18 protein-coding genes are annotated in these 21962 nt (G+C 74.1%); 6 read left to right on the top strand and 12 right to left on the bottom strand.

The genetic code is table 11. The features are described from left to right. Nucleotides 1-210: 210 nt before the first annotated feature. Together ACFYMP_RS12620 and ACFYMP_RS12615 are read left to right on the top strand one after the other, a co-directional pair. A complete protein-coding gene (locus tag ACFYMP_RS12620; RefSeq protein ID WP_388854970.1) occupies nt 211-840 on the top strand; it encodes a hypothetical protein in 630 nt (209 codons plus the stop codon). Between the two features lie 102 nt (nt 841-942). Beyond that, nucleotides 943-1077, top strand: a complete 135-nt coding sequence (locus ACFYMP_RS12615; RefSeq protein ID WP_388854967.1) for a hypothetical protein — start codon at nt 943-945, stop codon at nt 1075-1077. Nucleotides 1078-1273: 196 nt separating this feature from the next. Here the strand turns inward: ACFYMP_RS12615 and ACFYMP_RS12610 are convergent, their stop codons facing one another. From ACFYMP_RS12610 to ACFYMP_RS12585, 6 genes are all read right to left on the bottom strand, one after another. After that, complete coding sequence (locus ACFYMP_RS12610; RefSeq protein ID WP_388854964.1) at nt 1274-1846, bottom strand: hypothetical protein; 573 nt, start codon at nt 1844-1846, stop codon at nt 1274-1276. 702 nt (nt 1847-2548) lie between these two features. Beyond that, nucleotides 2549-3289, bottom strand: coding sequence for a hypothetical protein (locus ACFYMP_RS12605; protein WP_388854961.1), 741 nt, complete (start codon nt 3287-3289; stop codon nt 2549-2551). A gap of 425 nt (nt 3290-3714) precedes the next feature. Then, a complete protein-coding gene (locus ACFYMP_RS12600) occupies nt 3715-5859 on the bottom strand; it encodes an iron ABC transporter permease (protein WP_388854958.1) in 2145 nt (714 codons plus the stop codon). 2 nt (nt 5860-5861) lie between these two features. Further along, nucleotides 5862-6836, bottom strand: a complete 975-nt coding sequence (locus ACFYMP_RS12595; protein WP_388854955.1) for an iron-siderophore ABC transporter substrate-binding protein — start codon at nt 6834-6836, stop codon at nt 5862-5864. Between the two features lie 8 nt (nt 6837-6844). Further along, complete coding sequence (locus ACFYMP_RS12590; protein WP_388855174.1) at nt 6845-7639, bottom strand: ABC transporter ATP-binding protein; 795 nt, start codon at nt 7637-7639, stop codon at nt 6845-6847. A gap of 309 nt (nt 7640-7948) precedes the next feature. Further along, nucleotides 7949-9544 carry an adenosine deaminase gene (locus ACFYMP_RS12585; RefSeq protein ID WP_388854952.1) on the bottom strand — a complete coding sequence of 532 codons (1596 nt, stop codon included), beginning with the start codon at nt 9542-9544 and terminating at the stop codon, nt 7949-7951. Nucleotides 9545-9777: 233 nt separating this feature from the next. Here ACFYMP_RS12585 and ACFYMP_RS12580 point away from each other — a divergent pair, with 233 nt between their 5' ends. Continuing rightward, entirely contained in the window at nt 9778-10755 is a 978-nt protein-coding gene (locus ACFYMP_RS12580) for a M28 family metallopeptidase (RefSeq protein ID WP_388854949.1), read from the top strand. A 52-nt stretch (nt 10756-10807) separates the two neighbouring features. On the opposite strand, the gene ACFYMP_RS12575 is transcribed toward ACFYMP_RS12580, so the two are convergent. Next, on the bottom strand, nt 10808-12493 hold the full coding sequence (locus ACFYMP_RS12575; RefSeq protein WP_388854946.1) for an AMP-binding protein: 1686 nt from the start codon (nt 12491-12493) through the stop codon (nt 10808-10810). After that, nucleotides 12490-14268, bottom strand: coding sequence for an AMP-binding protein (locus tag ACFYMP_RS12570; RefSeq protein WP_388854943.1), 1779 nt, complete (start codon nt 14266-14268; stop codon nt 12490-12492). The genes ACFYMP_RS12575 and ACFYMP_RS12570 overlap by 4 nt, the downstream gene beginning before the upstream one ends. A gap of 118 nt (nt 14269-14386) precedes the next feature. On the opposite strand from ACFYMP_RS12570, the gene ACFYMP_RS12565 reads away from it, so the two are divergent. Beyond that, nucleotides 14387-15241: a response regulator transcription factor gene (locus ACFYMP_RS12565; protein ID WP_388854940.1), complete on the top strand. Its 855-nt coding sequence runs from the start codon at nt 14387-14389 to the stop codon at nt 15239-15241. A gap of 40 nt (nt 15242-15281) precedes the next feature. Here the strand turns inward: ACFYMP_RS12565 and ACFYMP_RS12560 are convergent, their stop codons facing one another. Together ACFYMP_RS12560 and ACFYMP_RS12555 are read right to left on the bottom strand one after the other, a co-directional pair. Next, nucleotides 15282-16394 (bottom strand): winged helix DNA-binding domain-containing protein, encoded by a 1113-nt coding sequence (locus tag ACFYMP_RS12560; protein WP_388854937.1) that lies wholly within the window; start codon nt 16392-16394, stop codon nt 15282-15284. Nucleotides 16395-16477: 83 nt separating this feature from the next. Continuing rightward, nucleotides 16478-16651 (bottom strand): hypothetical protein, encoded by a 174-nt coding sequence (locus tag ACFYMP_RS12555; RefSeq protein ID WP_388854934.1) that lies wholly within the window; start codon nt 16649-16651, stop codon nt 16478-16480. Nucleotides 16652-16857: 206 nt separating this feature from the next. Between ACFYMP_RS12555 and ACFYMP_RS12550 the strand changes: the two genes are divergently transcribed. After that, nucleotides 16858-17346, top strand: coding sequence for a DinB family protein (locus ACFYMP_RS12550; protein WP_388854931.1), 489 nt, complete (start codon nt 16858-16860; stop codon nt 17344-17346). An 82-nt stretch (nt 17347-17428) separates the two neighbouring features. Next, the gene (locus ACFYMP_RS12545) at nt 17429-18115 is read left to right on the top strand and encodes a 1,4-alpha-glucan branching protein (protein ID WP_388854928.1); all 687 of its coding nucleotides are present in this window, start codon (nt 17429-17431) and stop codon (nt 18113-18115) included. Between the two features lie 159 nt (nt 18116-18274). On the opposite strand, the gene ACFYMP_RS12540 is transcribed toward ACFYMP_RS12545, so the two are convergent. Together ACFYMP_RS12540 and pucD are read right to left on the bottom strand one after the other, a co-directional pair. Further along, nucleotides 18275-19414 carry an XdhC family protein gene (locus ACFYMP_RS12540; protein ID WP_388854925.1) on the bottom strand — a complete coding sequence of 380 codons (1140 nt, stop codon included), beginning with the start codon at nt 19412-19414 and terminating at the stop codon, nt 18275-18277. Nucleotides 19415-19503: 89 nt separating this feature from the next. Beyond that, on the bottom strand, nt 19504-21870 hold the full coding sequence (gene pucD, locus ACFYMP_RS12535; RefSeq protein ID WP_388855171.1) for a xanthine dehydrogenase subunit D: 2367 nt from the start codon (nt 21868-21870) through the stop codon (nt 19504-19506). Nucleotides 21871-21962: the final 92 nt, after the last annotated feature.

Here is a 21962-nt window from a genome sequence, read left to right as displayed (position 1 = left end):
TCGGCTCTGGGGATGTCGCGCCCGGGGCGGCCCCGCCCGCCGCGTACCGGGGCGTGAGAGGGCGCCGGAGGCCGGGGTATTCGCCCCCGGGTCTGACCAACCCGCGTCCGCGCGCCGGGTGGGTGCGGGATGATGGAGGGGTCTGTTCCCGAGGTCTTGGAGCGCGTCATGGCCGCCGGAGTGTCGGTCCGCTGTCCGGTCTGCCGCAGCGTGGGCCGGTATGTTCCGCCCGCTCTGCCCTGCGCCTGCGGGCAGCCGGTGGCCCCGGCGCTCGTGGACGGGGCGGAGGGCACCGTACTGGAGCACCGGACCTGGGCCGAGGACTGGATCGCGGTGCGCTGCCGCGCCTGCGATCGCACCGGCCACTGGCCTTATCCCGAACTGGCCTGTTCCTGCGGCCTGTTGCTGCGGGTCGCGGTGGAGGAGGGGGAGCGGGGCGGTGGCCCGGTGCCCTCGCGTACGCCGTTCCGCCCGGTGCCGATCACGGACGCCAGGGGCGCGGTGACGGCTGCCGCGCTGTACCTGGGCTGGCTCGGGTACGGCGAGATCCGCCGCGCCGAGGAGCCGCCCCCGCACGGGGTGGCGCTCGCGGCGAAGGGGCTGCTCGCCCACGTCGAGCCCTCGCCCCGGCAGGTGCGGGGCCGCGACGTGGAGTGCCTGTGGCTCGCGAGCCTGGCCGCCTCGGTCACCCCGGTGGGCTTCACCCTGGGCGGCCCGAGCCCTGAAGCGGCACAGAGCGCCGAGGAGTTGGGGGTGCCCCTGTTCCACCTCCAGCGCTCCGGAGAGGCGCGCCCGTGCAATCCGCCCGCCGACCGGCTCGCGGCCTCGGGCGGGAAGTGACCTTCGGGAGCGGCTTTCGGCGAGCGGTTCCCCCTGCCGAGCCGCCACCGGTTCCCGCCCCGTGCCCGGACCGCGAGCACGAGGTCTTCGTAGACACCGCCCATGCCCATGCCCATGCCCACGCGCATGCCCGCGCCCATCCGCCCCGCCGGGCCCCCGGGCCCGCCCGTACTCCAGGACCTCGGAGTCCGGGCGGGCCAGATGTTCCGCACGCTCGGCATGGACGCGGTCGGGTAACAGCGACCGTGTCGAGACGGCCATCGGCCGGCTCACCGGCCGCACCCCCGTCCGCGACAGGAACCCCACCGCACCCGCCCTCTGTTCGGCGACCTCGGCTGGGGCGTGTTCCTCGGAGCGGTGGAGGCGGGCTCGGTCGGCTGAGGGGAGAGCCAGGCCGGGGCCCGGGGCGGGAACCCCGGGCCCCGGCCTGGTCTCAGGTGATGACGAGGGTCGTCACCCCGGCCAGGCTGGTCAGCCCCTGCGGGGTTTCGCAGGCGGTCAGCTGGAGCGCGGGCTCCACCACCGTGAACACCGCGTGGCCCCCGGTGAACAGCCCCGAGGTGATGGTGCCGGTGAGCGTGATGACGGTCTGGCCGTTCAGGATCGTCACGGTCCGCGTGAAGGACAGGACGCTGCTCTGACCGGTGTTCCAGGTGAAGGTCTGCGTACCGGTGGAGGTGTTGAGCAGGTCGAGGCACGAGTAGGGCGCCACGACGGTGCCGGCGCTGCCGCCGCTCGTGATCTCCGGGTGCGTGAGCGAGGCGCACACGCCGAGCGTGGCGTTGTACGCGATGGTCGTGGACTTCGAGGTGTTCGTCAGGCCCGGCGAGTACGAGACGGTCTGGTTGCCCGCCGGACAGACCAGATCCCCGAGGGCGGCGGGCGTGGCCTGGGCGGCGGGGGCGGTGAGCAGTCCGCCGAGGACCAGCGCGAGGGCGGCGAACAGGACCGCGAGGGTTCTGCGGGGCCGTGAGGACGGTGACGGTTTGACGGGGAGAGTGCGCACGGGAGTTGTCCCCTCGTTCCGCGTGCGGGCGGCGGGCTGCCGTCCGCATCACGACTGTCACTGTCGTCCCCGCCTGTCCGGCTCGCCATGGCCCGTCCGGGCGGCACGCACTCCTCCCCCGCCCGCGCACACCCCGTGTGCGCCGCGCACCCGGACGGGCCCGGCACGCACCCGTGCGGACGTGCCACGCATGGCGGGGTCCCGCCCGGCACGCCGCGCGGGCCCGCGCCTCCCACGTACTCCGCTTCCGCGAACACCGCCGCGGCGGGGAGCGGTCGTCACCTGATCCCGGGCGGTGAGGCGTGGTGCGCGCGTACTTCCTCCCGCGCTGCCGCGGCGTGTGGGGGCTGGTCCGGCCGGTGGTGCCGGTGCCGACGCGATGCCGGAACTTGTGGACGACCGGCCGTCCCGGAGCCGCCGGCTCCTTCACCGACCGTCGAGGGCTGGTCCCCGGGGGACCCGGGCGCGGCCCGGGAGACGCGCGGCCCGGCCGGGGAGGCCGAGGACGGGACGAGTGCGCCCGCCTCGTCCTGACACGGCAGTCCGGGACGGGCCAGGGCTCCTCCGCCTGCGGACAACGCGCGGCGACACGCCCTCGGCCGGCCCCCGCCCGCACCTGAGGCGAACACGGGCCGCCCGCGCCGTCACCGGCCGGACGTCGCTGCCGCGCACGGCCCGTGGGAGGCCGGGAGCGTCACTCGATCACTGCCGGGGGATCGTCGCCGTCCCGTCCTGCGCATCGCGCACCCGGGCCAGCAGACGGTCGATGGCGGGGCGCAGCGGAGCGGGTCGCGCGGTGGACTCCCAGGTCTCGATGCCCACCGGCTGGCCCCCGTCGCGCTGGATACCCTCCACCAGGCGGTCGAGATCCTCCTGATGCAGAGTGCCGTTGACGAAAAGAAAGGCCACGCAGTCCACCTCCCTGGCCCGCCGGGCGAAGCTGTCCGAGGAGGTCTCCGCGATGTGGCCGGAGGCGTCCAGGGCGTACGCGGCGAAGACCCCGACCCGGAGACCGCCGGGCTGCGCCACGAGGACGGCGAGCGGCTCGCCCAGCCCGGCTCCGAGGTGGCGCTCCGTCTGCTCGCCCTCGGCGCGTGCGGCCTCGACAGCCTCGACGACCCGGTTCTCGAAGACCGAGATCTCCACGGCGTGGACCTCTGGGTCCCGGTCCGAGTCCGGATTGATCTTCCTGAGGACGCTCAAAGTGGCCTGAGCCTGATCCGTCAGCCCGGAACGGGCCTGTTCAGCCGCCTGCCTGCGCAATTCCGCCATCGTGAACTCCCAGTCGCCGATTCGTACGCTTTCGATGGTGCGGCCGCTCACGGCCATCAGCAGGAACAGCGCCCCGATCACCACCAGAGTCGCACTGCCGACCTGATTCTTCGAGACGAACACCGCCGCCACGCCTGCCCCGGCGAGCAGGCTTCCGGCCACCCCGGCCACCGGCCGCTCCCACCTGGCCAGCGGTCCCAGATGGACAGGGCGCGCTCCGTCCGGTGGTCCTGTCGCACTTCCCACCCCTCTTGGCATGCCCCGAAGCCTATGGCGGGGAGCCCGGGTCGGCCCGGCGTTCCGCGTGAATTCCCCTGGCAGGCAGCGGAGTTCCGCCGGACGGGGCCATTCTTCCCCTCGGCACCCGGGGACCGACGGGGTGCGGTCGCCGCCGGGGACGGAGCACCCACGAAGGCGGGCTCCCGGATCAACGCCTCGGGCCCCCGTCGCACGGGGAGCCGCTCGGGCTCCCGCCGCACCGCGCATCGCACCGGAGCCCCTCGGCCGCCGGCCGTTTCCGGGGCTCCGCGTCGGTGCCCGCCTCCCTCCGTCCCGGGGGCAGGACCGCTTTCGCTTCCCCTCCCCCGCTCACGCGCTCATGCCTCCCGGCGCGACCTCCACAGCAGCCACATGAAGTAGGGCGCGCCGATCACGGCGGTGACGAGGCCGACCGGGATCTGCGCGGGCGCGATGACGGCCCGCCCGATCAGGTCGGCGACGACCACGAGGAGCGCGCCGAGCAGCGCGGAGACCGGCAGTACGCGGGAGTGGCGCTGGCCGACGAGGGCGCGCGCGGCGTGCGGGGCGACGAGGCCCACGAAGCCGATCACGCCGACCGCCGCGACCGAGGAGGCCGTCAGCAGGACCGCGAGGGTCAGCAGCAGGAGGCGGGTCGTGCCGAGCCGGATGCCGAGCAGGCGCGGAGTGTCGGGGTCCAGGCCGATGAGGTCGAGTTCGCGGCGCCTGAACAGCAGCAGCGGGAGCGCCAGGGCCAGGACGACGAGCACCGGGACGATCTCGGGGAAGCTGCGCCCGTAGGTCGAACCGGACATCCAGGTGAGCGCCTTGGTGCTGTTGAACGGGTCGGTGAGGGTGATGAGCAGGCTCACGAGGGCCGAGGTGCCGGTGGAGACACCGATGCCGATGAGGACCAGCCGGTTCTGCTCCAGTCCGTGCCGGGCGGCCAGTCCGAAGACGAGCACGGCCGCCGCCCCGGCCCCGGCGAGGGCCGCGCCGTTGACGAACCAGAAGCTCGCGAGCGGTACGGCGGTGATCGTGACGACGGCGCCGACGCCCGCTCCGCCGACGACGCCGAGGATGGCGGGTTCGGCGAGCGGGTTGCGCGACACCGCCTGGACGACGGTGCCCGCGACGGCGAGCGCCGCGCCCGCCAGGAGGGCCGCGGCGACCCGGGGTACGCGCGTGTCGAGCAGGTACGTGACGAACTGGCCGGACCGGCCGCTGAGCCAGTAGCCGACGTCGCCCAGGCGCAGCGTCGCGTCCCCGAGCAGGGTCGCGGCGATCACCGCGGCGATCAACGCGACACTCGCGACGACGAGTGTCACGACGTACGCGCGGCGGCCGCGCAGCTTCGCGAAGGCCGTGGAGTTGCCGGTGTCGCCCGCGTCGCGGGAGCGGTGGGCGAGGAAGACGAGGACGACGGCGCCGAACACGGAGGTGACGATGCCGGTCGGGACCGCCGCCCCGCTCTGCGCGCCGAACAGGGCGCGCATCAGGACGTCCGCGCCGAGCAGGACGAGGACACCGGCGATCGCCGAGGCCGGGACGAAGACGCGGTGGCGCAGCAGTCCGGGTGCCCAGCCGCCCAGGAGCCGGACGACGGCCGGGGCGCACAGGCCGACGAAGCCGATGGGCCCGGCGACGGTCACGGCGACGGCGGAGAGCAGCACGGCCAGAACGACGGCGACAGCGCGCGTGACGCGCGGGTTGACGCCGACCACGGCGGCGCCGTCGTCGCCGAGCGCGAGGATGTCGAGCCGCCTGCCGAGGACGACGAGGGCGATCAGGACGAGGGCGGCGACCGGGGCGAGCCGTGCCACGCCGCTCATCCCGGACTGCGCGAGGCTGCCGTTGCCCCACGCGAACAGGCCGGTGGTCTCCTGGGAGCGCAGGAGCAGCAGCATCTGGCTCAGTCCGCTGAACGCGAGGGTCAGCGCGGACCCGGCGAGGACGAGCCGGATCGCTCCGGAGCCGGCCCGCGACAGGCCGAGGACGATCGCGGCGGCGATCAGCCCACCGAGGAAGGCGGTGCCCCCGGCGGGCAGCGCGGGCAGCGAGACACCGAAGGCGGCGAAGGCGACGACCGCGAGGTAGGCGCCCGCGTTGACGGCGAGCGTGTCGGGCGAGGCCAGTACGTTGCGCGACACCGACTGGAGGGCCGCGCCGGCCGCGCCGAGGGCGCAGCCGACGAGGAGCCCCGCGCACAGCCGGGGCAGCCGGGAGGCGACCAGCACCGCCCCGGCCTGGTCGGAGCCCTCACGGTCCGATCCGAGGGTGACGATCGTGCGCCACAGGGTGTGCAGGCTGACCGGCGCCGTGCCCTGACTGATGTGCACGACGGAGAGGGCGAGCAGCACGAGGAGGGCGGCGAGTCCGAGCAGGGCCGTACGGCCGCCGCGGCGCGGCCCGGACACGGCCGGGGCGGCGGTGTCCGGGCCGGGCCCGGGGGCCGCCGTGCCGCTCGCGGTGGCCGGGCGGGGGGTACGGGTCGGTGTGCTCATGCTCAGTCGGTCAGCGCGCCCACGAGCGCGTCGATGTAGTCCTTGGCGGCGGCGGTGCCGCCGAACATCCAGACGCCGTCGGGCAGTCGGTAGACCTGCTTCTTCTTGACGAAGGGCAGCGACTTCCACACGGCGTTGTCCTTGAGCCCGTCGGCGAAGGGGTCCTTGCCGTCGACGGAGTTGAAGATGTACGCGAAGCGCGCGTCACCGATCTTCGTGAGGCCCTCGACGTCGGTGGAGCCGAGGCCGTACGCCTTGTCGCCCTTGACCGTCCACGGGTCGACCAGGCCGAGTTCGGTGTTGATGTCGGAGAGCAGCGAGCCCTTGGCGAAGGGGCGCACCGAGACCTGATTGCCCTCCTTCCAGCCGTCCGCGAAGGCGAGCTTCTGGCCCTTGAGCCCGGCCTTGTCGAGCTTCTCGCGGCCGTCCTCGATCGCCTCGCGGAAGGAGGCGGTCTCCGCCTTGGCCTCCTTCTCCTTGCCGGTGGCCTTGGCTATGAGGTCCATGGTGTCGAGCATCTGGTCGATCTGCCGGCTCGCGTCGGCGGACTTCGTGACCAGGACGGGGGCGACCTTGGAGAGCTGCTTGATGGCCGAGTCGGACAGGTCGGTGGTGGCGACGACCAGATCCGGCTTGAGGGCGGCGACGGTGCCGAGGCTCGGTTCGCCGCGGGTGCCGATGTCCTTGGCGCCGCCGCGCAGCGGGGCCGCCTTGTCCCACGCGGAGTAGCCCTTGACGTCGGCGACGCCCACCGGGTCGACGCCCAGCGTGACGAGCGACTCGACGACGTTCCACTCGGTGCCCACCACCCGCTTGGCGGGGCCGTCGAGCTTCACCTTCTTGCCCGTGGCGTCGGTGACCGTGAGCGAGGAGTCGGCCTTCGCCTCCTTCTTCGGCGCCTCGGTGCTGCCGCAGGCGGCGAGGGCGACCGCCGAGGCGACGGCGATCACGGGCCAGGCCAAACGCTTGCTGTTCATGAGGGTCTTCAGGGCCTTTCGGTGCGGAGGTGGTGTCTGCCCACCGCGCGGGTACGGGGGATGCCGGTGGCAAGGTCGTGGGCGACCTCGATACGGATGCCGTAGGTGTCGGTGAGCCGTTCGGCCTCGTACACCTCGGCGGGGGTGCCGGCGGCGACGACGCGGCCGGACTTCAGCAGGACGACGCGGTCGGCGACGGCGGCGGCCTGGTCGAGGTCGTGCAGGACGACCCCGACGGTCACGCCGTGCGTGTCGGCCAGGTCGCGGACCAGATCGAGGATCTCGACCTGATAGCGCAGGTCCAGGTAGGTGGTGGGCTCGTCGAGCAGGAGGACGTCGGTGTCCTGGGCGAGGCAGCAGGCGAACCAGACGCGCTGCAACTGGCCGCCGGACAGGTTCTCGACGCCGCGGTCGGCGAGTTCGGTGGTGTCGGTGACGGACAGCGCGTGCTCGACCAGGCGCGGGCCCTCGGGGTCGGTGCCGCGGAACCGGTGCCGGTAGGGGTGCCGTCCGAAGCCGACCACCTCGCGGACGCTGAGCCCGGCGGGCGCGGTACGGCTCTGCGCGAGCAGCGTGATCCGGCGGGCGAACTCGGTGCGGGAGAGGGCGAGCGCGTCGACCTCCTCGCTGTCCTGGGCCGATACCGTGACACTGCCGGCGCGGGCGCGGTGCAGCCGGGCGATCGAGCGCAACAGGGTGGACTTGCCGCTGCCGTTGGGACCGATCAGGGCGGTGACCTTGCCGCGTGGGAGACGCAGATCGGCCGCGTGCACGACGTCGGTGCCCTCGTAAGCCACCGTCATACCGCGCGCGTCGAGGCCCGTCGCGGGCTCGGCGGCCTCGGCCCCGGAGCCTTGCGCCAGGTGCCCGGCGGCAGCGGGCGCGGGCGTGGGCCGCCGCTCCGGGCTGTCTTCTCGGTCGAGTGCAGTCACGATCACGTCGCTGAGGTTAACCTAACCTAAGTTAATAGGGGAATCCAGCCTCGTGATCGACTTTTTCTGCTGAAATGACCGGATACGAACCGCCGCGCATGGCGTGAAACGACAGGGGCCGCCGGTCCCACGGAGGGACCGGCGGCCTGCTGCTCGGTAGGGACGGGCGGGGCCGCCGGGTCAGCGACGGATGCCGAACCTCGCCTCGAAGCGGCGGAAGGCCGCCTCCTGGCGCCATTCGACGGCGGCCTTCGGGCTGGCGGCCAGCAGGTCACGGCAGCCGGGCCCCGGCTCCGAGACGCCGGGCCGCGCACCGCGGCAGGCGGCGACCGGGGACCACCCCTGCCGGGTGGGGTTGCCGGCCCACAGACTGGCACCGGGCAGGAACGCGTACTCCAGGGAGGCGCGGGCGAGGTCCTTCAGCTCGGGGTAGCCGAGGCCGTAGGTCCGGTGGGCGTAGGCGTACTCGTGACCGATGTCGATGCGCGAGACGCCGGGGTCGTCGGTGGCGAGCACGACGGGCACCCCGAAGCGCCGGTAGGTGGCGAAGGGATGGTCGTCCCCCTTGATGCCGAGGATCTGCGCGTTGCTGCTGAAGGGCACCTCGACGGCGATCTCCCGGGCCGCCATGGTGCGCGCCGTGCGGCGCCAGCCGTCCTCGTGGACGAGGTCCACGCCGTGGCCGATCCGCTCGGCCCCGGCGACGTCCACGGCCTCCTGGATGTGGAAGGCGAGGTCCTCGGGCTTGACGAGGCCGGGCCACAACTCGCCCGCGTGCAGGGTGACATGCGCCTTCGGATAGACGCCGCGCAGGTAGTGGAGCATCCGCATCTGGAGGCGGTAGTCGGCCAGCGCCCGCTCCCCGTCCTCGGGCTGCACGAGGTTGACGGCGACGAAACGGTGGTCGCGTTCGGCGAGCCGCATACCGAGCGCCATCTGCGTGAAGACGCGCTCCGGGGCGCTGCCGCGCGACACCTGGGAGACCCAGCGCACCGTCAGTCCGCAGGCGGGACGCGCCTGCGCGCCTCCGCAGTGCTCGGTGGCGCGGAACTCGGCGTCGGCCTCGTCCGACTCGCGGCCCGCCTCGGTCACGAGCCGGTCGAGGCGGCCCGCCGCGGTGAGCTTGCGGTGCAGCGCCGCGAGGTCCTGGTCCCAGCCGACCTCGGCGGCGAGCTTCTTCGCGCCGTCCGAGGCGGGGGTGACGAGGGTCTCCAGATAGAACTGGTTCTGCGCCACCACGGTGTCGGCCACGTTGGCGAGCAGCTTCCCGCGATGGCGCGAGGTCACCTCGCCGAACTTGCCGAAGGTGTCGAAGAAGTGGTCGTGCCCGTTGCCTCCGGCCGGGAAGTCCTGCATCGACCAGGCCCGCACGACGCGGTCCCGGAACCGGTGGTCCGTCCGGGCTTCCGCGGCCGGGCGGGCGCCGGGCCCGCACGGCGCCGCGAGGGCCGTGTACGTCGCCGTGTCCACGCACAGCCCGTCCTCGGCGGCCAGCTCGACGAGGTACTCGGTGGAGACGGCCCCGGACAGGTGGTTGTGCAGATCGCCGCCCTTCGGCAGGGCGGCGAAGAAGCGCCCCAGCGCGCGGGGTTCGTCCCGGACGGCGTCGAGGTAGGCGCTCGTGCCTCGCTCCGCCGGGGTCGTGGACCACCACGCGGCACCGTCGGCGTGGGCCGGGCCGGCCGGGGCGAGCAGGGCGGACAGCGAGAGCAGGCCGGCGGCGAGGGGCAGGCCCCGGCGTCGGGGGCCCGCGGCAGGGGGAAGTCGAAGATTCACGCGCCCATGATCAGCGGCACCGGCCGCCCCACCCCGTCCACTTCGGCGGAAGATCACTCGGTTGGCCGAGAGAAGCCACCCGGAGCCCGCCACCCCTCGGGCGCCGCACTCCCCCGCACCCTCAACTCCACTTTCGGTCACTCAGGTTGACCGAAAGTTCATTCTTGACCGGACACCGACAATACGCGGACGATGCCGTGTCCCGTCCCACTCCCCACACCACCGGAGTCCCCATGCGCCGGAACACCACCCGCCGCCCGCACCCCCCGCGCGCCCGCCGCCGGGCCGCCCTCCCACTCGCCGCGCTGGGCGGTGTCCTCGCCCTCCTGCTGGGACCGGCCGCGCAGGCGGGCGCCTCGGCACAGGCGGTGGCCGCGGCCCCCGACATCTCCGTCACCGCCGTGAAGGCGGACCTCAAGGCCCTCCAGGACGTCGCGACCGCCAACGGCGGCAACCGCGCCCACGGCCGGCCCGGCTACCGGGCCTCGCTCGACCTCATCAAGGGCAAGCTGGACGCGGCCGGATTCACCACCTCGATCCAGCAGTTCACCTCGGGCGGCGCGACCGGCTACAACCTGATCGCCGACTGGCCGGGCGGGGACACCGGGAAGGTCCTGCTGACCGGGGCCCACCTCGACTCGGTCACCGCGGGCCCCGGCATCAACGACAACGGCTCGGGCTCCGCCGCCGTACTGGAGACCGCGCTGGCCGTGTCCCGCACCGGCTTCCACCCCGCCAAGCACCTGCGGTTCGCGTGGTGGGGCGCCGAGGAACTGGGCATGGTCGGCTCGAAGAACTACGTCAGCAAGCTGACGACCGCCCAGCGCGCCACGATCTCCGGCTACCTGAACTTCGACATGATCGGCTCCCCGAACCCCGGCTACTTCGTCTACGACGACGACCCGGCCATCGAGAAGACCTTCAAGCAGTACTTCACCGGCCTCGGCGTGGTGACCGAGCCGGAGACGGAGGGCGACGGCCGCTCCGACCACGCCCCGTTCAAGAACGCGGGCATACCCGTGGGCGGCCTGTTCAGCGGGGCCGACTACATCAAGACCACCAAGCAGGCCGCCCAGTGGGGCGGGACGGCGGGCAAGGCCTTCGACGCCTGCTACCACCGCTCCTGCGACACGCTCACCAACATCAACGACACGGCGCTCGACCGGCACAGCGACGCCGTGGCGTACGCCGTGTGGAACCTCGCGGGCTGAGATCCGGCGGCCGGTCCGGTCCCGGGCGGCGCGAGACGCCCGGGACCCGCTGTCACCGCCGCGTCCCGGGCTCCTCGGCCCGGGGCGCGGCGGCGTCCGCCGACCCGTACCGCTCGCGCAGTTCGATCTTGCGGACCTTTCCCGAGACCGTCATCGGGAAGGAGTCGAGTACGCCCAGCCGGCTGGGGATCTTGTAGTGGGCGAGCCGGTCGCGGCAGAACTCCTGGAGTTCGGCGAGGCCCGGCGGGTCCTGCGGATCGCGCGGGACCACGCAGGCCAGGACCTCCTCCCCGTACCGCTCGTGCGGCACGCCGACGACCTGGACGTCGGCGATCTTCGGGTGCGTGTAGAGGAACTCCTCGATCTCGCGCGGGTAGACGTTCTCCCCGCCCCGGATGATCATGTCCTTGATCCGGCCGACGATCTCGACGTACCCGTCCTCCCGCATCACCGCGAGGTCCCCGGTGTGCATCCAGCGGCCCGCGTCGATCGCCTCGGCGGTGCGCTCGGGCTCCTCCCAGTAGCCGAGCATGACCGAGTAGCCCCGGGTGCACAGTTCACCGGTCGCGCCGCGCGGGACGGTCGCCCCGCCGACCGGGTCGACCACCTTGACCTCGATGTGCGGCAGGACCCGGCCGACGGTGGCGGTACGGCGTTCGAGGTCGTCGTCGCGGCGGGTCTGCACCGAGACCGGGGAGGTCTCGGTCATGCCGTAGCAGATGGACACCTCCGCCATGTGCATCTCGGCGACCACCCGCTTCATGACCTCGACGGGGCAGGGCGAGCCCGCCATGATGCCGGTGCGCAGCGTCGACAGGTCGTAGGAGGCGAAGCCGGGCAGGTTCAGCTCGGCGATGAACATCGTGGGCACCCCGTACAGGGAGGTGCAGCGCTCCGCGGCCACGGCCTCCAGTGTGGCGCGCGCGTCGAAGGAGGGCGCGGGGATCACCACGCAGGCGCCGTGCGACGTGGCCCCGAGGTTTCCCATGACCATGCCGAAGCAGTGGTAGAACGGGACGGGAAGGCACACCCGGTCGGTCTCGGTGTAGCCGACCGTCTCCCCCACCCAGTAGCCGTTGTTGAGGATGTTGTGGTGGGAGAGCGTGGCCCCCTTCGGGAAGCCGGTGGTGCCCGAGGTGTACTGGATGTTCACCGGGTCGTCGCAGGACAGGCCGGCTTCCCTGGCGGCGAGTTCGTCCTCGGACACCCCGGCCCCGGCCGCGGTCAGCGCGTCCCAGGAGGGCTCCCCGATGTACACCACCTCGCGCAGTCCGGGACACTCCGCACGCACCTCCTCGACGAGCGCGCGGTAGTCGGTGCCCTTGTGCCGGGGCGAGGCGACGAGCAGCCCGGTGCCCGACTGCCGCAGCACATAGGCCAGTTCGTGGGAGCGGTAGGCCGGGTTGATGTTCACCAGGATCGCGCCCACACGGGCGCTCGCGTACTGGAGCAGCACCCACTCGGGGCAGTTGACGGCCCAGACCCCGACCCGGTCGCCCTTGAGGACGCCCCGGGCGAGCAGCCCGCGCGCCACCTCCCCGACGGCCGCGCCGAACTCGGCGTAGGTCCAGCGGCGCCCGGAGGGCACGTCCACCAGCGCCTCCCGCTCGGGGAAACCGGCGACGACGCGCGCCAGATCGGCGCCGATGGTGTCGCCCAGCAGCGGTGCCCCGGCGGTGCCGTGCGCGTAGGAGAGCGCGGGGCCCGTCACGGCCCCCGCCCCGGTGGCGGCGCTCATCGGTAATCCTCCTCACGGTACTCGGCGTCGGAACCGGCGGCGGTCGCCTCGCGCAGCTCGATCCGGCGGATCTTGCCGGACACCGTCTTGGGCAGCGGGCCGAACTCCAGCCTGCGCAGCCGCTTGTAGGGCGCGAGGACCGCGCGGGAGTGCTCGAACAGCAGCTTCGCGGTGTCGGCGCCCGGCTCCCAGCCCTCGGCGAGGACGACGTACGCCTTCGGCACGTTCAGCCGCAGCGAGTCCGGGGCGGGCACGACGGCGGCCTCGGCGACGGCCGGGTGTTCCAGCAGCGCGCTCTCCAGCTCGAAGGGGCTGATCTTGTAGTCACTGGCCTTGAACACGTCGTCGGCGCGGCCGATGTACGTCAGGTAGCCCTCGGCGTCGCGCGCGCCGATGTCACCGGTGCGGTAGAAGCCGCCCGCGGTCGCGGCGGAGGTGCGTTCCTGGTCGCCGTGGTAGCCGTTCATGAGGCCCACCGGCCGGGCGGACAGGTCCAGGCTGATCTCGCCCTCGGCGGCGCCCGACTCGCCCGTGACCGGGTCGAGGAGTTCGACGCGGAAGCCGGGGCTTGGCCGGCCCATCGAGCCGGCCCTGACGGGCTGCCCCGGGGTGTTGGCCACGGCCACGGAGGTCTCGGTCTGCCCGAAGCCGTCCCGGACGGTCACACCCCAGGCGCGCCTGACGTGCTCGACGACCTCGGGGTTCAGTGGCTCGCCGGCCGCGACGACGGAACGCGGCGGGGTGCGCAGCGCGCTCAGGTCGGCCTGGATGAGCATGCGCCACACGGTGGGCGGGGCGCAGAAGCTCGTGACGCCCGCGCGGTCCATCTCGGTCATGAGGCGGGCCGCGTCGAACCGCGTGTAGTTGAAGAGGAAGACGGTCGCCTCGGCGTTCCACGGGGCGAAGAAGTTCGACCAGGCGTGTTTGGCCCAGCCCGGCGAGGAGATGTTGAGGTGCACGTCGCCGGGGCGCAGCCCGATCCAGTACATCGTGGACAGGTGGCCGACCGGGTACGAGAGGTGGGTGTGCTCGACGAGCTTGGGCCGGGCCGTCGTACCGGACGTGAAGTACAGCACGAGCGTCTCGTCGGAGCGGGTCGGCCCGTCGGGGGTGAACGCCTCGGGGGCCGCGGCCGCGTCGGCGTGGGAGAGCCAGCCGGGGCGGGGCGCGCCGACCGCGATCCGGGTGTAGGCGCCGGGCACCTCGTCGAACTTCGCGGTGTCCCCGGACCGGACGACGACGTGCCGGACCTCGCCCCGCTCCACGCGGTCACGCAGGTCGACGGGGCCGAGCTGGGGCGTGGCGGGGATGACGACGGCGCGCAGCTTCATCGCGGCGAGCATCAGCTCCCACAGCTCGGCCTGGTTGCCGAGCATCATGAGGACGCGGTCCCCGGGCCCTACGCCCTGCTCGCGCAGCCAGTTGGCGGCCCGCGAGGAGCGGCGGGACATCTCGGCGAAGGAGACCTCGGTGTCGGCGCCGTCCTCCTCCACGATGTGCAGGGCGGTACGGTCGTTGCCCTCGGCGATCCGGTCGAACCAGTCGAGGGCCCAGTTGAACAGTTCGGGGCGCGGCCAGCAAAAGCCCTCACAGGCGGCGCGGTAGTCCTCCCGGTGCGCCACGAGGAAGTCGCGGGCGGCCCGGAACTCCCTGGTCGCCGCGGGCTCCTGGAAAGCGGAGGCGCCGGTCGCCCGCGGTCCGCCGCCGGGTCCGGCCACCTCGCCTCGGGACGCGGCGTCCCGCTCCGCGGGTCCTTCGGGGGGTGTTGCCGTCATGTGTCCTCCTGATTGCCAGACCTCTCCTTACCATCGTGTACGCGTGACGTGGGTCTCACTACCCCTGTTCGGGGGTGGCGGCGTACTTTTCCCGGCACGGTGGCGGACGGAGGCACACATGGCGGCGCACACCCCGGTCACGGGCCGGGCGGACCCCGGCGACGCGGGCGACATCCGGGCGGCCCTGCTGCGGCTGCGCCGCGCCACGGGACTGCCCGTGGCCTTCGGGGGCCCGTTGCGGGGCGGGCGCCGGGTGCGTATCGGCGAGTTGAGCGGTACGGGCACGGCGGCGCTGGACGGCCTCGCGGTGTCGGCGGGCAACGGCCTGGGCGGGAAGGCGGTCGCCCTGGGCCGTCCGTGCGCGGTCACCGACTACCGCCTCGCGCGCTCCATCAGCCACGAGTACGACGTGGCGGTCGCGACGGAGGGGCTGCGCGCCGTGCTCGCGGTGCCCGTGGTCGTACGGCGCCGGGTGCGGGCCGTGCTGTACGGGGCGCTGCGCTCGGCCGAGCCGCTGGGCGACCGGACGCTGCACGCCGCGGTCGAGGCGGCCCGCGACGTCGAACAGTCCCTCGTCGTACGGGACGAGGTCCGCGCCCTGCTCGCGGCGGCCCGCGAACCGGTGGACTCGGCCGCCGCGTGGGAGGAGGTCCGCGCGGCGCACGGGAAGCTGCGGGCCCTCGCGCCCCGTCTGGAGGAGGGGCCGCTGCGCGCGGAGCTCCTCGCGGCCTGTGCGCGGCTGGCGGGGGCGGGCACGCCGCACGGGCCGGGGGCCGGGGCGGCGCTGGCCCCGCGCGAACTGGACGTCCTCGGCCGCGTGGCCGAGGGGGCGACGAACGCCCTGGCGGCCCGGCAGCTGGGCCTGCGCCCCGAGACCGTCAAGGCGTACCTGCGCTCCGCGATGCGCAAGCTGGGGGCGCACACGCGCGGGGAGGCGGTGGCCAGGGCACGCCGCGCGGGGCTGCTGCCGTAGGGCCTGTCCGAACGGTCAGGCAGGGGCCGCCGCGCCCAGGTCACCCCGGCGCGGGCTCGAAGCGGACGTCGAAGGCGGCGCCGTCCTCCGCCGCCGGGGCGAGCACCGCGTGCAGACGGCTCGCCTCGGCGGCCGTCGCCTCGCGCGCCCGCCGGTCGAGCGGGGCGAAGGCCCGTACGGTGACGGTGGCGTCGCGCGGCTCCCACACCCCGGCGACCCGTCCGTCGACGAGAAGCACCGGGAAGGCGCGGTTGCCCTTCCAGGTGCGGCCCTTGTGGGCGGCCGGCACGATCCGGGCGCGGTCGGCGTGCGAGAGCAGGACGTTGTCGAACTCGGGCAGCAGGCGGGGCGGCGCGGGGGTGTCGGGATCGGGCCGGGGCGCGTCCGGCAGGTCGAACAGCTCGGTGCCCTTCTCGGAGCGGAACACGAGCAGTTCGGGCCGGAGTTGCTCGAAGACGGGCCGCAGCCCGGTGAGCCCCGACCAGCGCTGCGCGTCCCTCACGGAGGCGGGCCCGAAGGCGCCGAGGTACCGCCGCACGACGTCCCGCGCGGCGGCCCCCCCCTCGGGCACCTGCCCGCCGAGCCAGTGATCGAGCGGCGTGAGCGCCACGCCACCGCTTCGGCCCCACAGCCCGCGCGGAGTGACCTGGACGAGGTGCTGAAGGCACCGCGCCGCGACCGAGAGGGCGCGCGGGTCGGCCTCGGGCCACAAGGGTGCGAGCGCGTCCCTCAACCGCGCGGGCGTGCGCGGCTCCTCCAGCATCAGCGCACGGCTGACCGCGGTGAGCCGGTCGAGGTCGACCCCGACGAGCCCCTTGCGGAAGTGGGCCAGTTCGCGGTGGCGCACGGGCAGGGTGAACGGGGCGAGGGCGAGCGCGTCGGCCGCCGTGTGCGTGTGCAGTATCGATCGCATCGTGACCAGCCGCACCGCCTCGCGCCGCTCCATGGCCCCGGACAGCTCCGCGGGCCCGAACCCGTCGAGCCGGGCGGCGAGCGCCCCGTAGGGCGGTCTCACGTTCTGCGCCTGAAGCCCGATCAGCCGGCTCAGGGCCTCTGCCGTGGACAGCGACACCCGCTCCAGCAGGAACTGCCGGGCGAGCAGGGCCCGGCCGAGCGCACGGTCACCGAGGACGGAGGCGGCTGACGTCTTCATGACGGCACGGTAGGACGTCTCGCGGACAGGAACGGTCCTCGGGGGCGTGTCGGGGGGCATGGCGCGCGGGGCGGGCCGGGTCGTCACCTCAGCCGGCGCGCGTACCGCGCCGGCGTCGCGTGGTGGCGCACGGCCGGGACCAGTACGTCACGCGCGTCGGCGACGTCGTCGCGGGCGAGGACGCCCGGCCGCCGCGGCTGTCGCGGTCCGGACTCGCCGGGCGCCGCCGCCTCGCGGCCGAGTCGGCCCCGGCCCACCGGAGCGGAGTTCCTGTAAACCCGGGGGCTCGGGGGCCGTGCCCGGCGCCGCCCCGCTGTCAGTGCCCCGTCCTACGGTGGGTTGCGGGTGCCGCCTGGTGCGGCACCCGGAACGGACACGTGCTGGTGGACCGAGAGGGGATGTCGCTGTGGACACGAGGAGCGCTCAGGCCGGCGGGCCGGCCGGGTCGGATACCGAGGTCGGGGTGTTGCTCGATGTGCTGAGAGCCCAGCGGCGGCACGTCCTGGAGGCTCTCGACGGGCTGGACGAGGAGGCGCTGCACGGCGCGGTGCTGCCCTCCGGATGGAGTCCGCTCGGGCTGGTGCGGCATCTGGCGCTGGATGTCGAGCGGTTCTGGTTCCGGGGGGTCGTCGCGGGTGAGGAGGAGGTGGTGGCCCAGGTGCTGGCCTCCACCGGGAAGGACAACGCCTGGCGGCTCGCCCCCGGGGACGACACGCCGGGCGTCCTCGGCCTCTACCGCGCGGAGTGCGCCTCGGCCGACGCGGTCCTCGCGGCCCGTACCGCGCTCACCCCTCCCGCGTGGTGGCACGAGGACCTGTTCGGTGACGACCGCCTGCACTCCGTGCGCGAGGTGGTGCTGCACGTCGTGGCGGAGACCGCGTGTCACGCCGGGCACCTCGACGTCGTCCGGGAACTCGTCGACGGGCGGCAGTGGCTCGTGCTGACGGAATGACACGGGCGGGGTGGTGCGGCGGCTGGCAGGATGTGGGCGGCGTGCCTCGTGAGGCGCCCGGGTCTACGAAAGGTTTTCCGCGATGGCGGTCGTTCACCGTACGACACTGACTCCGACCAAGGTGGAGCTGCTGGCCGGGTGGCTGCCCCGTCAGCCCTGGTACCGGGGCCCCGGGCCGGAGGCGGCCGCCCCGGTCAAGGCCGGAGGGTTCCGCCTCGACGACCCGGCCGGGGAGGTCGGGATCGAGTTCATGGCGGCCTCCGACTCCTCGGGCCCCGAACCCGTCATCTACCACGTGCCGTTCACGTACCGCGCGGCTCCGCTAGACGGCGCCGAGGCCGGTCTCATCGGCACGGCCGAGCACGGGGTCCTCGGCAAGCGCTGGGTGTACGACGGGACGCACGACCCCGTGCTGGTCGCCCAGGTGCTCGCCCTGCTGCGGGGCGAGGCCGCACCGCAGGCGCAGAGTGAGAGCGACACCCCGGACCCGTCGGTGCTGGCGCGGCGTCCCGCCCCCGTCCCGGAGGCGCTCGCCGCGAGCGCGGGCGCGGAGATCTCCTCCGTCGTCTCGGGGCCCGAGGGCACCGACGTCCTGCTCACCGGAGGCGACGGCGCTCCCGGGCCCGTACTGCGCTTCCACCGCGTCCTGACCGGGAACGAGTCGGAGAGTGTGACGCCGCCGGTCCTGGGCCACGTCGACGCCGGCTGGTCGGCGGCGGACGGTGCGCGACTGCGGGGGCGCTACGTGGAGCTGCGGGAACGGGCGTAGCCGCCGGGCCGCGACCGTCTCCCCGGCCGCGCGCCCCCGCGTCCGCGCGTCCCGGCCGCCCACTCCGGCCCGAACTTCGCCCACCGCGGCGGAGCTTGGGACACCCGCGGTGCGGGGTCGCCGGTGGACCCTGGCATCCGGCCCCGCTCCGCACGGCTCTCAGTACGCCGCGCTGCGCCGGGCGCCCAGCGGTGGCCGGGTGGCGTGGATGGGGCGGTGCGCACCGGTCAGGGGTGCTCCGGTGCCGCCGTTGCGCACGGCCACGATCTCCGCCGCGATCGACAGCGCGGTCTCCTCCGGGGTGCTGGCCCCGAGATCGAGGCCGATCGGTGAGCGCAGGCGGGCGAGTTCGGTCTCCGTCATCCCCTCCGCGCGCAGGCGGCGCAGCCGGTCCAGGTGGGTGCGGCGCGAGCCCATCGCGCCGACGTAGGCGACCGGCAGGCGCAGCGCGATCCGTAGCAGCGGGACGTCGAACTTGGCGTCGTGCGTGAGGACGCACAGCACGGTGCGCTCGTCGGTCGCGGTCGCCCCGAGGTAGCGGTGCGGCCACTCGACCACCACCTCGTCGGCGCCGGGGAACCGTTCGGGGGTCGCGAAGACGGGGCGCGCGTCGCACACCGTGACGCGGTAGCCGAGGAAGGCGCCGGCCCTGACGAGCGCCGCCGCGTAGTCGATCGCCCCGAAGACGATGAGCCGGGGCGGCGGCACGCTGGACTCGACGAGCAGGGTCACCGGGCGTCCGCAGCGCGAGCCGTCCGCGCCGATGGTGACGCGGCCGGTGCGGCCCGCCGCGAGCAGCGCCGCCGCCTCGCGCCGGGCCGTGCGGTCGAGCGCCCCGGGGCCGCCGAAGCCGTCGCCGGACCGGCCCCCGGCGTCCACGGTGAGGGCCGCGCCGAGCAGTTCGGGCGGCCCGTCCACGATCCGGGCCAGCGCCGTCGTCCCGCCCCCGGCGGCGGTCTCCAGCGCGCGGGCGTACGGCTCCTGGCCGGGGCGCACCGGGGTGACGAGGACCTCGATGACGCCGCCGCAGGTGAGACCGACCGCGAAGGCGTCCTCGTCGCTGTAGCCGAAGCGTTCGAGGACGGTGCGTCCGTCGCCCAGGGCCTGGCGGCACAGTTCGTAGACGGCGCCCTCGACGCAGCCCCCGGAGACCGAGCCGGTCACGGAGCCGTTCTCGTCCACGGCGAGCGCCGCGCCGGGCCGGCGCGGGGCGCTGCCGGTCACGGAGACGACCGTGGCGACCGCGAAGGCGCGCCCCTGTCGGGCCCAGCCGTGCAGTACGTCGGCGATGTCCAGCATGCGCGGTCTCCTCGGGAACGGGGGGACGGGGTCGGACGGAGGGGGGGCGGGACGGCTCGCGGGCGGGCCGGGGGCCCGCCCGCCCGTCCTCAGCCCCCCGTGCCGGTCAGGTGCTCGGGCCGGACCGGGACGCGGTTCAGTTCGAGGCCGGTGGCCGCGCGGATCGCGGCGAGTACGGCCGGGGTGGACGACAGGGTGGGCGCCTCGCCGATGCCGCGCAGCCCGTACGGGGCGTGCTCGTCGGCGAGTTCGAGGACGTCGACGGGGATGGTCGGCGTGTCGAGGATGGTCGGGATGAGGTAGTCGGTGAAGGAGGGGTTGCGCACCTTCGCGGTGACCGGGTCGACGAGGATCTCCTCCATGACGGCGATACCGAGGCCCTGCGTCGTGCCGCCCTGGATCTGGCCCTGCACGGAGAGCGGGTTGAGCGCCTTGCCGACGTCCTGCGCGCAGGCCAGTTCCACGACCTTGACGAGGCCGAGTTCGGTGTCCACCTCCACCACGGCGCGGTGTGCGGCGAAGGAGTACTGGACGTGGCCCCTGCCCTGGCCGGTGCGCAGGTCGAAGGGTTCGGTGGGCCGGTGGCGCCACTCCTTCTCGATGTCGATCACCTCCTCGCCCAGGACCTCGGCCAGACTCGCGAGCACCTCCCCGCCGTCCGTCACCACCTTGCCCTCCTCCAGCAGGAGTTCGGCGGTGGCCCACGCGGGGTGGTAGGTGCCGAACCTGGCGCGTCCGAGGTCGAGCACCCTGGCCCGGACGGCCTCGCAGGTGTGCTTGACGGCGCCCCCGGTGACGTAGGTCTGCCGCGAGGCGGAGGTGGAACCGGCCGAGCCGACCCGCGTGTCGGCGGGCTGGATCGTGACCTGCGTGACGCCGAGTTCGGTGCGGGCGATCTGGGCGTGCACGGTGACGCCGCCCTGCCCGACCTCGGCCATCGCGGTGTGCACCGTCGCGACGGCCTGGCCTCCGAGGTTCTCCAGGCGTACCCGGGCGGTCGAGTAGTCGTCGAAGCCCTCGGAGAAGCCGACGTTCTTGATGCCGACCGCGTAGCCGACGCCCCGGACGACGCCCTCGCCGTGCGTGGTGTTGGACAGTCCGCCGGGCAACTGCCGTACGTCGACGCCCTCGGTGGACTCCCACTGCCGCTGCGGCGGCATCGGCCGCGCCTTGACGCGGCGCAGGAGTTCGGCGACCGGGGCCGGGGAGTCCACGACCTGGCCGGTGGGCAGCAGGTCCCCCTGGGACATCGCGTTGCGGCGGCGGAACTCGACCGGGTCCATGTCGAGTGCCGCCGCGAGCTTGTCCATCTGCGCCTCGTAGGCGAAGCACGCCTGGACGGCGCCGAAGCCGCGCATCGCCCCGCACGGCGGGTTGTTGGTGTAGAGCGCGACGGCCTCGACGGCGACGTCCTCCACGACGTACGGGCCCACGCCGAGGGAGGCCGCGTTGCCGACGACGGCCGGGGAGGAGGAGGCGTAGGCCCCGCCGTCCAGCACGATGCGGCACTTGAGGTGGGTGAGTTTCCCGTCGCGGGTCGCGCCGTGCTCGTACTGGAGCCTCGCGGGGTGGCGGTGGACGTGGCCGAAGAAGGACTCGAAGCGGTTGTAGACCATCTTGACGGGCTTGCCGGTGCGCAGCGCGAGCAGGCAGCCGTGGATCTGCATCGACAGGTCCTCGCGCCCGCCGAAGGCGCCGCCCACCCCGGAGAGGGTCATCCGGATCTTCTCGGGCGGCAGGCCGAGGACCGGGGCGATCTGCCCGAGGTCGGAGTGGAGCCACTGGGTCGCGATGTAGAGCTCCACTCCCCCGTCCGGTGCGGGCACCGCGAGCCCCGCCTCGGGGCCGAGGAACGCCTGGTCCTGCATGCCGAAGACGTACTCGCCGCGCACGGTCACGTCGGCGCGGGCGGCCGCCGCGTCGGCGTCCCCGCGCACGACGGGCTGGCGGTGCACGATGTTGGGGTGCGGGACGTGGCCGATGTGGTGGTCCGCGCGGTTCTCGTGGATCAGCGGTGCGCCGGGAGCGGTGGCGCTCGACTCGTCCGTGACCACCGGCAGTTCGGCGTAGTCGACCTTGATCTTCGCGGCGGCGCGGCGCGCGGTCTCCGGGTGGTCGGCGGCGACGAGGGCGACGGGCTCGCCGTGGTGGCGCACCCGGCCGTGCGCGAGGACCGGGGTGTCCTGGATCTCCAGCCCGTAGTGCTTGACCTCGGTCGGCAGGTCCTCGTAGGTGAGGACCGCGTACACGCCGGGCGTCGCGAGGGCCTGCGCCGTGTCGATCGAGCGGATCTCGGCGTGCGCGAGGGGCGAGCGCAGGGTGTGGCCCCACAGCATGTCCTCGTGCCACATGTCGGAGGCGTACGCGAACTCGCCGGTGACCTTCAGGACGCCGTCGGGCCGCAGGGTGGACTCGCCGATGCCGCCGCGCGTGCCGGTGCCCTGGTTCTGGGTCAGTCCGGTCGGGGTGCCGGCCGGCGGGGTCCTGCGGGCGGCCGGGGTCTCACGAGCGGCCGCGGCGGTTTCGGACCGGGGTCGGGTGGGGCGCA

Origin of the sequence: Streptomyces sp. NPDC007088, from assembly GCF_042869355.1 — a bacterium.
Lineage (GTDB): Bacteria > Actinomycetota > Actinomycetes > Streptomycetales > Streptomycetaceae > Streptomyces.
The sequence above is the reverse complement of the archived record's forward strand: the minus strand, read 5'-3'. Positions and strand labels throughout refer to the sequence as shown.

Bases quoted from the DNA above. Each gene is read 5' to 3' on its own strand.
- ACFYMP_RS12545 (WP_388854928.1), top strand. From the start codon at position 17,429: ATGGCGGTCGTTCACCGTACGACACTGACTCCGACCAAGGTGGAGCTG.
- ACFYMP_RS12540 (WP_388854925.1), bottom strand. From the start codon at position 19,414: ATGCTGGACATCGCCGACGTACTGCACGGCTGGGCCCGACAGGGGCGC.
- ACFYMP_RS12560 (WP_388854937.1), bottom strand. From the start codon at position 16,394: ATGAAGACGTCAGCCGCCTCCGTCCTCGGTGACCGTGCGCTCGGCCGG.
- ACFYMP_RS12595 (WP_388854955.1), bottom strand. From the start codon at position 6,836: ATGAACAGCAAGCGTTTGGCCTGGCCCGTGATCGCCGTCGCCTCGGCG.
- ACFYMP_RS12580 (WP_388854949.1), top strand. From the start codon at position 9,778: ATGCGCCGGAACACCACCCGCCGCCCGCACCCCCCGCGCGCCCGCCGC.
- ACFYMP_RS12600 (WP_388854958.1), bottom strand. From the start codon at position 5,859: ATGAGCACACCGACCCGTACCCCCCGCCCGGCCACCGCGAGCGGCACG.
- ACFYMP_RS12615 (WP_388854967.1), top strand. From the start codon at position 943: ATGCCCATGCCCATGCCCACGCGCATGCCCGCGCCCATCCGCCCCGCC.
- ACFYMP_RS12565 (WP_388854940.1), top strand. From the start codon at position 14,387: ATGGCGGCGCACACCCCGGTCACGGGCCGGGCGGACCCCGGCGACGCG.
- ACFYMP_RS12590 (WP_388855174.1), bottom strand. From the start codon at position 7,639: ATGACGGTGGCTTACGAGGGCACCGACGTCGTGCACGCGGCCGATCTG.
- ACFYMP_RS12575 (WP_388854946.1), bottom strand. From the start codon at position 12,493: ATGAGCGCCGCCACCGGGGCGGGGGCCGTGACGGGCCCCGCGCTCTCC.
- ACFYMP_RS12570 (WP_388854943.1), bottom strand. From the start codon at position 14,268: ATGACGGCAACACCCCCCGAAGGACCCGCGGAGCGGGACGCCGCGTCC.